Below are 13115 nucleotides of genomic sequence, written 5' to 3'. Positions count from 1 at the left end.
GCAGTATATACTAATGTAGAAGTCATGTTTAGGGAGGCTGATAACCCTTACATTGGGAAGTCAGCCTTTTATGGGGAGAAACGGAGAAATTCGGATAGGACAGCTTGCCTTTGAATCAGAGGTGTGGTAATATGAAAATACTCATACAGCTGATGATGTAAATTTCCCTATTGAAAAGGGCTGTTATTGAATAAATAAAACCCTTTTCAATGTGTGAATTTTTTCTTTGTTTGAAGATAAAAAGAACATATTAATTTAAATTTGTGGAGGTAACACACATGCAAACAGGTACAGTTAAATGGTTCAACGCAGAAAAAGGTTTCGGATTCATCGAGGTTGAAGGCGGAAGCGACGTATTCGTTCACTTCAGCGCAATTACTGGCGACGGCTTCAAAACTTTGGACGAAGGCCAACGCGTTGAATTCAACGTTGTTCAAGGCAACCGTGGACCACAAGCCGAGAACGTTGTAAAACTGTAATAATAGAAGGCACCGTCCCCGCTTGTGAAAGTTGGGACGGTCTTTTTTTATTTTGTTAATCAACTTGTGACATAAAGGAAGGGAGGAACGGCAATGAACTACCGGAAGAAGCCTTTGGAGGAAATACCGGAAGAAAATACCGCAATATGGGCCTGTACCAGTGATGGATGTAATGGATGGATGAGGGATAATTTCGCATTTGAGCATGCGCCTTCTTGCCGTCTCTGTGACTCCCCAATGGAACGAAGCATGAAGATGCTTCCAATATTGCTTAATTCGAATGGCGATCTCAAGTCGCTGAAGAAGGGTATTTCCATTACCTAACCAACGCCTTTGTGGGCAAAGTTTATATAGATTCACATTCAACTATGAGACGGTTAAACCGTCTTATTTTTTTGCGATTTTTCTGTCGAATTGTGACTTTTGTCACAAAATTATTATTTTTCACCCCGAAATCAGATGTTGTATGTGATAAATGTCACACTTTTATTTTTAAATTTTTGACAAAATAGGATTACGAATTAGGGAGAAGGAAGGGGAGAAATATGGATACAGTGATGCTGTCGCGTATTCAATTTGCGTCAACGACGATTTTTCATTATTTCTTTGTGCCGGTATCGATCGGCCTGGCGCTCTTGATTGCAATTATGGAGACTATGTATGTAAGAAAAGGCAATGAAGAGTACAAGAGAATGGCACAGTTCTGGGGCAAGCTGTTCCTCATTAACTTTGCAGTAGGCGTAGTGACAGGGATCTTGCAGGAATTTCAGTTCGGCATGAACTGGTCCGACTACTCACGCTTTGTCGGTGATGTATTCGGGGCTCCGCTTGCGATTGAAGCGCTGCTGGCTTTTTTCCTGGAATCAACGTTTATCGGCTTGTGGATTTTTGGCTGGGACAAGGTGTCCAAAAAAATTCATCTGCTGTCCATCTGGATGGTGGCGCTCGGCACCATGTTATCCGCATTCTGGATTCTGGCGGCCAATTCCTTTATGCAGCATCCTGTAGGCTTTGCGATGAATAATGGCCGGGCAGAAATGAATGATTTCTTGGCTCTGATTACTAACGGACAACTGCTGGTGGAATTTCCGCATACTGTACTCGCTGCCTATGCAACAGGCGCGTTTCTTGTAACGGGCATCAGTGCATATAAGCTGCTCAAGAAGCAGGATATTTCTTTTTTTAAGAAATCGTTTCAAATTGCGGCCATTGTAGGCGTTATTTCCTCTATTGGTGTAGCTGCCAGCGGACATACGCAGGCACAGTACTTGGTCATAACCCAGCCGATGAAGATGGCGGCTTCCGAAGGTCTGTGGGGGAAGAGCGGCGACCCTGCGCCTTGGACAGTGTGGGCGAATATTGATTCGGAGAATAAAATGAGTACCGGGGAATTCAAAGTTCCTTATTTGCTCAGCTTCCTCTCCTATAGTAAATTTTCCGGTGAAGTTAAAGGGATGAATGAGCTGCAGGCGGAGTATGAGCAGAAATACGGTCCCGGGGATTATATCCCGCCGGTAAGAACGACATTCTGGAGTTTCCGGATTATGATTTTGGCAGGTACGGCGATGATTCTGCTTACTATGTATGCAGTGTATCTCATGTGGCGCAAACAAATGGACCGTCCGAACACCTGGTTTATGCGGTTGATGTTCTGGGGCTTGCTGCTTCCTCCTATTGCCAATACGGCGGGTTGGGTGATGACAGAATTCGGGCGCCAGCCTTGGACCGTCTTCGGTCTGATGCAGACGAAGGACAGTGTATCGCCTAATGTAACGAGCGGTCAGGTGCTCTTCTCGGTAATTGCTTTTACCGCTATTTACGCAATACTTGGAGCAGTGCTGGTTGGCTTGTTCATCAAAGTCATCCGCAAAGGCCCTTATAACATGGACAACGATCACGGCGAATCGCATGATCCATATAACAAGGAGGGATTCCATGCTATCTCTTAATGAATTGTGGTTTGTGCTGATTGCGGTGCTTTTTATAGGATTTTTCTTTCTGGAGGGCTTCGACTTTGGCGTAGGGATGGAAACACAGTTCCTGGCCAAGAATGATACGGAGCGCCGGGTTCTGATCAACTCGATCGGACCCTTCTGGGATGCTAATGAGGTATGGCTGCTGACGGGTGCAGGCGCGATGTTCGCCGCCTTCCCTAACTGGTATGCAACGCTGTTCAGCGGATTTTATATTCCTTTTGTATTCGCCTTGCTGGCTCTGATTGCCCGCGGTGTAGCCTTTGAATTCAGAGGCAAACGAGATTCGCTGGCCTGGAAAAGAACCTGGGATGCCTGCATCTTCTTCGGCAGCTTCCTGCCGCCGTTCTTGCTGGCTGTTGTCTTCGCAAGCTTCATCAAAGGTTTGCCGATTGATGCGGATATGGAGATGTACGCAGGATTTACGGATATTGTCAATGTGTACACAGTAGTAGCGGGTGTAACGGTAGTCCTGCTATGCCTGGTTCACGGACTTATGTTCACCACCCTTCGTACGATTGGCGACCTGCAGGTACGGGCGCGCAAGCTGGCTCAGAAATTGCTGCTTCCGCTGGCCACATTATTGTTTGCTTTTGTGATCATGACTTATTTCATGACAGATGTATTTGAAGTACGTGGTACGCTGCTTCTGATTGTAGTACTATTGGGTATTATTGCTTACGTCCTTGCAGGCTATTTCATGACGAAGAAGAAGGATAGTCTCGCCTTTGGAATGACCGGAGCCGTGATGGCCCTGTCGGTAGCCTCGATCTTCATCGGGCTGTTCCCTCGGGTGATGATCAGCTCGATTGATCAAGCCTTTAATCTGACCATCACGAATGCGGCCTCAGGGCCCTATTCACTGAAAGTAATGACGATTGTCGCGCTGTCGCTGCTGCCGTTCGTACTGGGATATCAGATCTGGAGTTACTTTATCTTTCACAAACGTGTTCACGAGAAGGAGCATCTTGAATATTAATGGATAAAAATTTGCTTGGGTATAAAGGAGTAAAGCCGGTCTTCCTGATCGTGGGCTTCCTTACCCTGGTGCAAAGCCTGTCCATTCTTCTGCTGGCGAAAGGGCTGGCAGAAGTCATCTCTGCGCTGTTTGCGGGAGAACCGCTGAAGGAACAATGGGGCACTGCGCTGTTGTTCCTTCTTGCGTTTCTTGTACGCCATGCGTGTGCAATGCTGATGAGCCGTGTCTCTTACCGCTTTGCGGAAGCGACAGGCAGCAGTATGCGAAAGGAAATGATGGACAAGCTGTTCCAGCTGGGACCCCGCATGGCTGTCGACCGAGGAACCGGGAATCTGGTTACGCTTGTATTGGAAGGTGTTACGAAATTCCGCACGTACCTGGAGCTGATTATTCCACGGATGGTAGGGATGTCGGTTACACCTGTCCTGCTGCTGTTCTATGTCTATACTCAAGATACCATGAGCGGCATTATCCTTACGGTAACAATGCCGATTATTATTGTCTTTATGATCCTGATCGGGATGACTGCGCGCAAGCAGATGGATCGCCAGCTGAAATCTTACCGCACATTGTCCAATCACTTTGTCGATTCGCTGCGCGGACTGGAAACGCTGAAATTTCTGGGGCGCAGCCGCAGCCATAGCAAGAGCATTGCCGAAGTAAGCGACCGTTACCGGTCGGCTACCATGCGGACGCTGCGCGTGGCGTTCCTATCTTCATTTGCGCTGGACTTTTTCACCATGCTGTCAGTGGCTTCTGTAGCTGTCAGCTTGGGAGTGCGGCTTGTTAACGAACAGATGACGCTGGTTACCGGTCTGACGATTCTGATCCTTGCGCCGGAATATTTCCTGCCGGTAAGGCTTGTGGGTGCGGATTTCCATGCTACGCTGGATGGGAAGGAAGCGGGTGAGGCGATGAAGAGCATCATTGACCGGGATACGGTGAAGGCTGTGGTGCTGGAGAAGGACGGTAAGGAGAGCTCTGATTTGGCACGACCTCCGGAGTCTGTGTTTGTGTGGCACAAAGACAGCGTGCTTTCGCTGAATGAAGTCGGCGTAAAATATGAAGAAGGCGGCCTTTCGTCGCTGGAAGGCGTTCGCCTGCAATTCAAAGGTTACGGCAAAATCGGCATTATCGGGGAGAGCGGCGCGGGTAAATCCACTTTGGTGGATCTGCTCGGCGGCTTCTTGCACCCTACATCGGGAAGCATTACGGTCAACGGGGTGACTGTCAGCGGCTTGACGGATGAGGCCTGGCGGAAGCAAACCTCCTATATCCCGCAGAGGCCGTATATCTTCAGCGGTACGCTGGCGGATAATGTGCGTTTTTATTATCCGGAAGCTTCTACAGAGGACGTTGGCAGAGTGGTGGATGCAGCCGGATTATCGCGGCTGGTGGCCTCACTGCCGAATGAACTGGATGAAATGATCGGCGGCGGCGGCCGCTCGCTAAGCGGTGGACAGGAGCAGCGCGTTGCGTTGGCCCGTGCCCTGCTTAGCAGCCGTCCGATTATGCTGCTGGACGAGCCGACAGCTCATCTCGATATTGAGACGGAGTATGAGCTGAAGGAAACGATGCTGCCGCTTTTTGCAGGGAAGCTTGTCTTTCTAGCTACGCACCGCCTGCATTGGATGATTGATATGGATCTCATTATTGTGATGCAGCAGGGACAAGTCGCGGAGATCGGTACCCACCGGGAGCTAATCGCCCGCAAGGGTGCATATTATGAGCTGATTCAAGCACAATTGGAGGGAATCCATTGAAACGTGAAGGATGGTTTGCTCCTTATGTATCGTCGTATTTCTGGCGTTTTGTGCTTATTATCGCGCTGGGGGCGTTGACTGTTTTTTCGGCCTCTTCACTGATGTATACGTCTGGGTTTCTAATCTCGAAAGCGTCCATACCGCCTGAAAATATCTTAATGATCTATGTGCCGATTGTTGGAGTTCGCACGTTCGGGACGAGCCGGGCCGTCATCCACTATGTGGAGCGACTGGTGGGGCATGATACGATCCTTCGTATTCTCTCCAAAATGCGTGTCCGTCTGTACAACATACTGGAGCCGCAGGCGCTGTTCCTATCGTCGCGTTTCCGTACAGGAGATATTCTCGGCATGCTTGCCGACGACATTGAATATTTGCAAAATGTATATCTGCGCACTGTATTTCCAAGCGTGATCGCGCTGCTGATTTATGCCGCTGCGGTCATTTCGCTGGGGACGTTCGATATTGCCTTTGCGCTGCTGATGGCGCTGTATATTCTTGTGCTGGTTGTGGTGCTGCCGCTTATTTCACTGCTGATTACGCAAAAACGTCAGCGGGAAGTGAAGCAGGAGCGAAACCGCCTCTATCAAAAGCTGACGGACGCCGTGCTCGGCATGGGCGATTGGGTGATCAGCGGACGGCAAAGCCAGTTCGTGGAGACTTATGATGCCGATGAGAAAATGGTAGCCCGTACCGATGCTGCCCTGCGCAGCTGGGCACGACTGCGCATGTTCATCGGGCAGGCGATTGTCGGTATCGGCGTAATTTCGCTGCTATACTGGGCTGCGGGAGAGTACGCAGACGGAGCCATTGCAGGTACGCTGATTGCGGCTTTTGTCTTGGTTGTATTTCCGGTGGCGGATGCTTTTCTGCCGGTTTCGGATGCCGTAGAGAAGATTCCGCAGTACCGCAACTCACTGGAGCGTCTGTCGGGTGTGGAGGCGGATAAGAGGAATGGAACGGAAGCGGCGCGGCTGCCAATAGAAACGGAAACGGTTAATGGAGTCCGCAGTGAAACCATTGAAGCGGCTGTGGCGGCTATGCATACACAAGGCACTCACATTCAGTTGAAAAATGCCGGATACCGTTATGGTACAAGTGAAGACTGGTCGATCCGTGATCTGACCCTCGACATTCCGCAGGGTAAAAAAATCGCCATCATCGGCCGCAGCGGTGCCGGTAAATCCACGCTTTTGAAGGTCATCCAAGGTGTGATTAAGCCTTCCGCCGGATCGGCTGTTATTAATGGAATCGACGCTGCCGCTTATGGTGACAAAATTCCTGCGATTATTTCGGTGCTGAACCAGAGTCCGCATTTGTTCGATACTACGGTAGCCAATAATATCCGTCTGGGTGACCCTGAGGCTTCGGCCGAAGACGTCAAGGAAGCTGGGATGCTGGCGAGGCTGGATACGCTGATCTCCTCACTGCCGGAGGGCTACAACACACCGGTGCGTGAAGCGGGACAACGTTTTTCCGGCGGGGAACGGCAGCGGATTGCGCTGGCCCGTATCCTGCTGCAGAAGACCCCTATTGTTGTGCTGGACGAGCCAACGGTAGGGCTGGACCCGCGGACAGAGCGTGAGCTGCTGAGTACGATTTTTGCAGCGATGGCTGGTAAAACACTGGTTTGGGTAACCCACCATCTCGTGGGTGCGGAGCAGATGGACGAAGTTATTTTCATGGAAAATGGAGCTGTGGAAATTCGCGGCACACATGCCGAGCTGATGGAACGGGAGCCGAGGTATCGCAGATTGTATGAGCTGGATCGTCCGGAGGCATTTCTGGGTGAGTAAATATGCAAGACTCCTTCGGCCCCTGGATCGGGGTGGAGGAGTCTTTTTGTGCAGCCTGTTATAGAGGGGAGTTTCCTTTTCCATGGAAGTGTGGTAGAACAATAGAAGGAGTATTACGCCGCAGCGGCACAGAAAGGGATGCTTGGTTGAATGTATGTAGTGTGTAAGGAACATGTGGAATTGGCCATTGATATGTTTGTGGACGAGTATGAGGATGCACCCGACATTGTGGATTTGAAGGAGACAGAGTTCTCTGACTGGGACCCGCCGGCGAAGTGCGCGGAATGTGATAAAAATGCGGAGTATCTGGTGGTCTGACTACTATGAGATGATAATGTAAAGGGACGTGGCCTACGTCCTTTTGTTGTTTATAGAGGTTTTTGGCGTACAAGTCTCAAGATTCTGCGGAATCTCATGCATCCGTGTAAATTGCGGGTGCTTTTTCTATCTTTGGATAGGCTGCCAATTGGGTAATTAACAATAACATCGGTTCGGAAATCATTGAAGAAAAACAGACCAGACCAGGAGGTATTCATATGACGAAAACCATTGATACGGCCGCACATTTGGAGACACCAGCACAGCTGCGTGCAGAACTTGCCGAGGTAACAAGGTGGGAGAAGGAGCAGAACCAATTAATGATCTGGGACCGCATAACCCGCCTCCCGTTCAAGCTGCTCGACAAGATTACGCCTAAATTCATCAGCGACAAAATAGGTCTGCTATTGGACGAGCTGGGCGGATACATCCAAAACGGCGGCAATTATCTGGTAGCCGGGCGAAAAGTGGGGTCTCTTATGGCTGCCCACAGCCAAGCTGCTGGAGGACCGGATTTAGGACCATATCCTCTGTCTGTTATGGACTCCGCCTCGCTTCAGCTATCGCGGAGCCGCCGGAAGTTTGCAACCGCACAGGGAGCAACCACGGGCATTGGCGGTTTGTTCACCCTTGCTGCCGATATTCCGGCTACCCTGGGCTTATCTTTGAAGGTTATTCAGGAGATTGGCCTATGTTATGGTTATGATCCTACAGATAAAACGGAAAGAATATTTACAGTGAAGGTTATGCAGTTTGCCATGTCGGACATCGTGGGCAAGCGGGCGATCCTTGAAGAGCTGAATTTGCAGACCGGTGGAGACGGTGATATCTCGGCAGGTACAAATGCAGCTATCTCAAAAATACAAGGCTGGCGAGAGGTCATTACCGTCTACCGCGACAACTGGGGTCTGAAGAAAATGCTGCAGGCCATTCCGGTAGCGGGAATGTTTTTCGGCGCTTATACGAACCGAAAAGCGCTGGAGGAGGTCGCGGAGACCGCACATATGCTGTATCGTAAAAGAAGGATTTTGGAGCGGCTGGGGAAGAGCGTGGAGTAGGATAAAACATTAAGGTAACCGTAAGAGAACACTGTAACGAAAAACTGTAACGGAACAATAATATAAAGTTAATCAAGTGGGGGCATGTATGTTAATTCAAATTATCGGCGTAGGCAAATTGAAGGAAAAGTATTTGATCGACGGCATCGCAGAGTATGCCAAACGGCTTACGCCATACCTCAAGTTCCAAGTTATTGAGGTGGCGGATGAGAAGGCACCCGACTCTCTGAGCGAAGCAGAGGTAGGGTTGGTTAAAGCGCGCGAGGGCGAACGGATCCTCGCGCATGTGAAGAGCGAGGCGCATGTTATTGCGCTCGCGATCGACGGCAAGCTATGGAGCTCGGAAGAGCTTGCCGCAGAAATTGACCGGCTCGGCACCTACGGGACGAGCCATGTCGTCTTCGTCATCGGAGGGAGCCACGGGCTCTCCGATGACGTCATGCGCCGCGCGCAGCAGCGCATGAGCTTCGGGCGCATGACGCTGCCCCACCAGCTCATGCGCCTGGTCCTCACCGAGCAGATTTATCGCGCGGTGAAGATAAATCGCGGTGAACCGTATCATAAGTAGGGGCAAGTTTCTTGCGGTATTCCTTGTGGGGCATTGATTGAAATATACGATGGTGAGATGAGAAGGGTACTTGTGTCCGGATATAGTAAAAGCCCCGTCCATTTGCCGGAATTGAGAAACCAACAAGGGGCTGTCCTATTCATGGGACGCCCCTTTGCTGTTCATTTCACTTTCCAGAAGGAAATCCGTGTGACTTGCTGCGCCAGGCCGCCAGAAACGCAAAGGCTAACAGGACACTCAACGCCCACGGGAACGACATGACACCCGTTGTTTCGAGAAGAATTCCACCGGCCACACCGCCACCGCCAATGGCCAGATTCCATGCTGTCACAAGCATCGATTGAGCCACATCCGCACTTGCCCCTCCAGCTACAGCAATTGCTGTTTGCAACAGCGTCGCCGCTCCTCCGAATGTTAAGCCCCACACGGCAACCACCAGATAGATCACGAATGGTTGGCTGCTGCCTAGACCCAACAGGATAGCCGCCAAGGCGAATGCAGTGAGGCTGATCAGAACCAGCAGTCTCAGGTGGCGGTCAATCCAGACCCCGGTCAACCAGATGCCAAGCAGCGCTGTAACGCCGAAGATTAGAAGCACTAAGTCCACACGCCCGGCAAGCCCGGCCTGGGTAAGGTACGGTGCAATATAGGTATACAGGATGTTGTGGGCCAGTACCCAGGCCAGTACGACAAACAATATCGGCCGCACTCCCGGGATAGCGAAGACCTTGTGGAGTGGGAGCCGTCTGTCTGCGGCCTCTCCCGGATAGTCCGGCAGCTTCCAGAGTACCCAAACGGTCAGCAGAAGAGCGAGCAGCGACAGGATTCCGAAGACATTGCGCCAGCCGGCAAGGTCACCCAAAAGGGTTCCGACAGGAACACCGAGCGCCAGCGCAAGAGGCGTTCCTACCATGGCAACGGCCATAGCGCGCCCCTTCAACTGCTCAGGCACCATGCGGCGGGCATAGCCTGCGATCATTCCCCATAGGACACCTGCGGATACGCCCGCGAAGAAACGAACTACAAGCGTTAGGGTATAGCTCGAAGAGAACGTAGTGACGGTATTGAATACTAGGAACCCAAGGATGCATATCAGCAGCAAGGGACGCCGTCTCCACCCGCGTGTTGCGGTGGTCAAAGGAATTGCGGCGAGTAGCGAGCCCAGGGCATACAGGGTAACTAGCTGACCCGCCATGGCCTCCGTCACGCCAAGCCCCTTACTGATCTGGAGCAATAATCCGGCGGGAATCGTTTCGGTAAGGATACAGATGAACCCCGTCATAGCCAGAGCAAGCAATCCGGCCCAGGGAAGGCGCCCGGAGGCAGAAGCACGGGAGACTTGCTGTGAAGAAGAAGCTGTGCTGCTGCTCATTTCGAACCCCTCCCTTGTGTCGTTCATGATTTGCCCAATCTGCCGTAGACGGCATTGCACAGGTCTACTGTAAACGGACCGGACATCCCTTCCAGCGCGGTATTGGTGAAGGCGACCACGCTTAGCCGCTGCTTGGGATCAACGAACCATGAATGACCATAAGTGCCGCCCATGCGCCATGTACCAGGGGATTCCGCAGTGTCTGCGGCAATAGGGTCTTTAAGCACCGTGATCCCCAGGCCAAAACCTCGCCCTGGCCAGAAGGGCATGGGCAGATCACCAATCTGATTGGTGGTCATTTCGCGGACCAGGGTTTCCGGTAGCAGAGGTGCTCCACCCTTGCGCAAGGTTTCCAGCAGCTGCATGAAGTCCCCGGCGCTGCCTACCATACCGGCTCCCCCGGAAGGATAAGCGGCAGGGTCGAGCGCCCTGTCGGGGGCAAGGCGGAAGCCTGCCGTGCCTTCCACAAATGCAAGACTGTCCGGATTGCTTAAAGGCCGCAGCCCGGGAATGTCATCGGCGTAAGCAGTGGTCAGCCGCTGCGGGTCTGCGGCAACAAAGCCGGTGTCACTCATGCCGAGCGGCTGGGTCACGAGTGAATGGATGGCTTCGCTGAGTGTGGTTTCGGTGACACTTGCAATCACAGCCCCCAGCACATCTGTTGCGATAGAATATCTCCACATGGTGCCTGGCGTATAGAGGAGCGGGGCAGAGGCGATACGTCTTAGGTTCTCTTCAAGCGTGATGCTGGACTGGTCCATACCATCAGATACCCCGGCCTGCTCATAGGAGCCGTGATCTTCCTGAAAGAAACGATAGGTCAGACCAGCGGTGTGGGTCATTAAGTGACGGATTGTCACCACCGCGGGTTCACCGTTCTTCAGACGTGGCTGAAACTCCGGCAGCCAGCGGTCCACGCGGTCAGTCAGCTTCAGGCGACCTTGCGCCACCAGAACCAGAGCAGCCGCAGAGGTAATGGGCTTGGAAACCGATGCGAGCCGGAACAAGGTGTCCTCCCGCATGGGCTGGTTCAGCTCGCGGCTCGCAAAACCGGCAGCGCGGCTATATATGATCTTCCCATCTAATGCTACCTTGATGACAGCCCCTACCAGACGCTTGTCGGCTAATGTCTGGTCTAATACGTTATCGATGCGCTCCGGCAGATGGTCCGGGTTAATGATATTTGAATACTGCATACTCAACATCCTTTCGTTATAGTTAAAGCAGTAATTGGCTCCGCTTTACTATTGTTGGTACATTATATAAAATAAGTTAACTTGATTACATAAGCCAATAAAGATAAAATCCACTTAATACATTTAAAAGCAAGGTATTTCAAACCATAAAACTTAGAATTAAAGGAGTGGTCTAAAATGGACCTTATTGATAAGCAAATCTTGTTCCATCTTCAAAGCCAGGCGAGAATTTCCATGACGGAACTGGGGAAAAGCGTCGGATTGTCCCAGCCCGCAGTAACGGAAAGAGTGAAGCGCATGGAGGAAAAAGGGGTGATCAAGGAGTACCGGACTATTATTTCCCCCGAAAAAATCGGAAAACAGGCCGCTGCCTACATGCTGTTCCACTCCAGAGAATGTCATGCCTTCCTTGATTTCTGCCGTGCCCATCCCGATGTCGTTGAATGCTATCGCATCAGTGGAGAGCATAATTATCTGTTAAAAGTCATGTCCGACTCTACTCAGGGACTTGAGGCATTCGGGAACCAGTGTGACAAATATGGGACATATACGATCCTGATCGTGATGTCATCGCCTATTGATCATAAGTTTCTAATTCCTTCCCTTGAAGAAGCAAGTGTAAATCTGATGAGTTAAGATTGAGATACAATTGCGGGTCCACATGCTGCTGTATGGATACTCTACTCCAATTTGAAAATGTCAACGCCTAGACAAAGAGCCGATCCATTTGAGGTCGGCTCTTTGCGATGCTCTACTGGGAAACTAACAGTAAGTTCCTATTTTTGTAACAATCATAACAGACCTTTGATTTACTACATTGAATATTCACAACTCTGCAAGGGGGTTGCTTATCAAAAATTGAAACAATATAAAGCATCAAGAGATTGCATTAAGAAGTACACAAACCTTTCTTGGATGAAAGGGGTTGAGGAAAATGAGAAGTATATAATAGACGACTTCAGGATCTTTGCTCTAGGCAATACATATACAGTGGATTTGATGGAAGGAAGGCGTGAGGTTCTTAGCGATTACGTTCAGTATTTGAAGCAGTATCGAAGAGAACTTGTCGCTGGAATGATAACTATACTTGAATATGCGATAAAAAACGACCTGTCTATTGAGTGGGTATTGGCTGATCTTTCTAAGGAACTAGGGGAAATCGAAAGCAGTCCAGACAATAGTACAACAGCGAGACACGGAATACTTGTAGCCGAAGGGATCAACGTCAATCAATGGAAATATAGTAATTGTTCCACTGAATCACGGTGTCGATTACTAATCAATCTGCTCTCGATCTGTCCTTCAGGGAGACCCAAGCTTATTAACTTGAGTTATGCAAAAAACTTGTTGTAAATCCATAAGATCAATTGACGATAAATCAGAACCTTTGTCGAAGGTGCAAAAATAAAAAGGACATCTACCGGATTTGGAGAAATTGTTGGTTACCACGCCCACAAATTCCCAAAAGGAGATGTCTAGGAATATGGTAACCTCGTACATGCCCCTCGTCAAGTTCATTTTATCTCTTCAATTGATGCTGTTTCGTCCGCAACGTAATCATTTGATTTCATTGATGCACGGCATCCTGTTATGAGAAGGACGCAAAACGATCA

The 13115-nt window shown here is 50.3% G+C and carries 13 protein-coding genes; 11 read left to right on the top strand and 2 right to left on the bottom strand.

What is annotated here, in order from left to right; translation table 11 throughout:
• Positions 1 to 278 precede the first annotated feature (278 nt).
• The 9 genes from PaeBR_RS23790 (at position 279) to rlmH (ending at position 8934) form a co-directional block, all read left to right on the top strand.
• Complete coding sequence (locus PaeBR_RS23790; protein WP_019914582.1) at positions 279 to 479, top strand: cold-shock protein; 201 nt, start codon at positions 279 to 281, stop codon at positions 477 to 479.
• A 93-nt stretch (positions 480 to 572) separates the two neighbouring features.
• Positions 573 to 803: a cold-shock protein gene (locus PaeBR_RS23785; protein WP_410512891.1), complete on the top strand. Its 231-nt coding sequence runs from the start codon at positions 573 to 575 to the stop codon at positions 801 to 803.
• 221 nt (positions 804 to 1024) lie between these two features.
• The gene (locus PaeBR_RS23780; protein ID WP_410512890.1) at positions 1025 to 2428 is read left to right on the top strand and encodes a cytochrome ubiquinol oxidase subunit I; all 1404 of its coding nucleotides are present in this window, start codon (positions 1025 to 1027) and stop codon (positions 2426 to 2428) included.
• The gene (gene cydB, locus PaeBR_RS23775) at positions 2415 to 3431 is read left to right on the top strand and encodes a cytochrome d ubiquinol oxidase subunit II (protein WP_410512889.1); all 1017 of its coding nucleotides are present in this window, start codon (positions 2415 to 2417) and stop codon (positions 3429 to 3431) included. The genes PaeBR_RS23780 and cydB overlap by 14 nt, the downstream gene beginning before the upstream one ends.
• A complete protein-coding gene (cydD, locus tag PaeBR_RS23770; RefSeq protein ID WP_410512888.1) occupies positions 3431 to 5194 on the top strand; it encodes a thiol reductant ABC exporter subunit CydD in 1764 nt (587 codons plus the stop codon). The genes cydB and cydD overlap by 1 nt, the downstream gene beginning before the upstream one ends.
• The gene (cydC, locus tag PaeBR_RS23765; protein ID WP_410512887.1) at positions 5191 to 6990 is read left to right on the top strand and encodes a thiol reductant ABC exporter subunit CydC; all 1800 of its coding nucleotides are present in this window, start codon (positions 5191 to 5193) and stop codon (positions 6988 to 6990) included. The genes cydD and cydC overlap by 4 nt, the downstream gene beginning before the upstream one ends.
• Before the next feature lie 150 nt (positions 6991 to 7140).
• The gene (locus tag PaeBR_RS23760) at positions 7141 to 7308 is read left to right on the top strand and encodes a CxxH/CxxC protein (protein WP_410512886.1); all 168 of its coding nucleotides are present in this window, start codon (positions 7141 to 7143) and stop codon (positions 7306 to 7308) included.
• A 218-nt stretch (positions 7309 to 7526) separates the two neighbouring features.
• The gene (locus tag PaeBR_RS23755; protein ID WP_410512885.1) at positions 7527 to 8366 is read left to right on the top strand and encodes an EcsC family protein; all 840 of its coding nucleotides are present in this window, start codon (positions 7527 to 7529) and stop codon (positions 8364 to 8366) included.
• A gap of 88 nt (positions 8367 to 8454) precedes the next feature.
• On the top strand, positions 8455 to 8934 hold the full coding sequence (rlmH, locus tag PaeBR_RS23750; RefSeq protein ID WP_410512884.1) for a 23S rRNA (pseudouridine(1915)-N(3))-methyltransferase RlmH: 480 nt from the start codon (positions 8455 to 8457) through the stop codon (positions 8932 to 8934).
• Positions 8935 to 9100: 166 nt separating this feature from the next.
• Here rlmH and PaeBR_RS23745 read toward each other — a convergent pair whose 3' ends face one another.
• Entirely contained in the window at positions 9101 to 10306 is a 1206-nt protein-coding gene (locus PaeBR_RS23745) for an MFS transporter (RefSeq protein WP_410512883.1), read from the bottom strand.
• A 23-nt stretch (positions 10307 to 10329) separates the two neighbouring features.
• Complete coding sequence (locus PaeBR_RS23740; protein WP_410512882.1) at positions 10330 to 11502, bottom strand: serine hydrolase domain-containing protein; 1173 nt, start codon at positions 11500 to 11502, stop codon at positions 10330 to 10332.
• 177 nt (positions 11503 to 11679) lie between these two features.
• On the opposite strand from PaeBR_RS23740, the gene PaeBR_RS23735 reads away from it, so the two are divergent.
• Both PaeBR_RS23735 and PaeBR_RS23730 read left to right on the top strand, forming a co-directional pair.
• Positions 11680 to 12138: an Lrp/AsnC family transcriptional regulator gene (locus PaeBR_RS23735; RefSeq protein WP_410512881.1), complete on the top strand. Its 459-nt coding sequence runs from the start codon at positions 11680 to 11682 to the stop codon at positions 12136 to 12138.
• 222 nt (positions 12139 to 12360) lie between these two features.
• Positions 12361 to 12855: a hypothetical protein gene (locus PaeBR_RS23730; protein WP_410512880.1), complete on the top strand. Its 495-nt coding sequence runs from the start codon at positions 12361 to 12363 to the stop codon at positions 12853 to 12855.
• The last annotated feature ends 260 nt before the right edge of the window (positions 12856 to 13115 follow it).

The sequence above is a fragment of the Paenibacillus sp. BR2-3 genome (assembly GCF_046529485.1).
In the GTDB taxonomy this organism is placed as follows: Bacteria; Bacillota; Bacilli; order Paenibacillales; family Paenibacillaceae; genus Paenibacillus_AQ.
The sequence above is the reverse complement of the archived record's forward strand: the minus strand, read 5'-3'. Positions and strand labels throughout refer to the sequence as shown.

Bases quoted from the DNA above. Each gene is read 5' to 3' on its own strand.
- PaeBR_RS23790 (WP_019914582.1), top strand. From the start codon at position 279: ATGCAAACAGGTACAGTTAAATGGTTCAACGCAGAAAAAGGTTTCGGA.
- PaeBR_RS23785 (WP_410512891.1), top strand. From the start codon at position 573: ATGAACTACCGGAAGAAGCCTTTGGAGGAAATACCGGAAGAAAATACC.
- PaeBR_RS23780 (WP_410512890.1), top strand. From the start codon at position 1,025: ATGGATACAGTGATGCTGTCGCGTATTCAATTTGCGTCAACGACGATT.
- cydB (WP_410512889.1), top strand. From the start codon at position 2,415: ATGCTATCTCTTAATGAATTGTGGTTTGTGCTGATTGCGGTGCTTTTT.
- cydD (WP_410512888.1), top strand. From the start codon at position 3,431: ATGGATAAAAATTTGCTTGGGTATAAAGGAGTAAAGCCGGTCTTCCTG.
- PaeBR_RS23760 (WP_410512886.1), top strand. From the start codon at position 7,141: ATGTATGTAGTGTGTAAGGAACATGTGGAATTGGCCATTGATATGTTT.
- PaeBR_RS23755 (WP_410512885.1), top strand. From the start codon at position 7,527: ATGACGAAAACCATTGATACGGCCGCACATTTGGAGACACCAGCACAG.
- rlmH (WP_410512884.1), top strand. From the start codon at position 8,455: ATGTTAATTCAAATTATCGGCGTAGGCAAATTGAAGGAAAAGTATTTG.
- PaeBR_RS23745 (WP_410512883.1), bottom strand. From the start codon at position 10,306: ATGAGCAGCAGCACAGCTTCTTCTTCACAGCAAGTCTCCCGTGCTTCT.
- PaeBR_RS23740 (WP_410512882.1), bottom strand. From the start codon at position 11,502: ATGCAGTATTCAAATATCATTAACCCGGACCATCTGCCGGAGCGCATC.
- PaeBR_RS23735 (WP_410512881.1), top strand. From the start codon at position 11,680: ATGGACCTTATTGATAAGCAAATCTTGTTCCATCTTCAAAGCCAGGCG.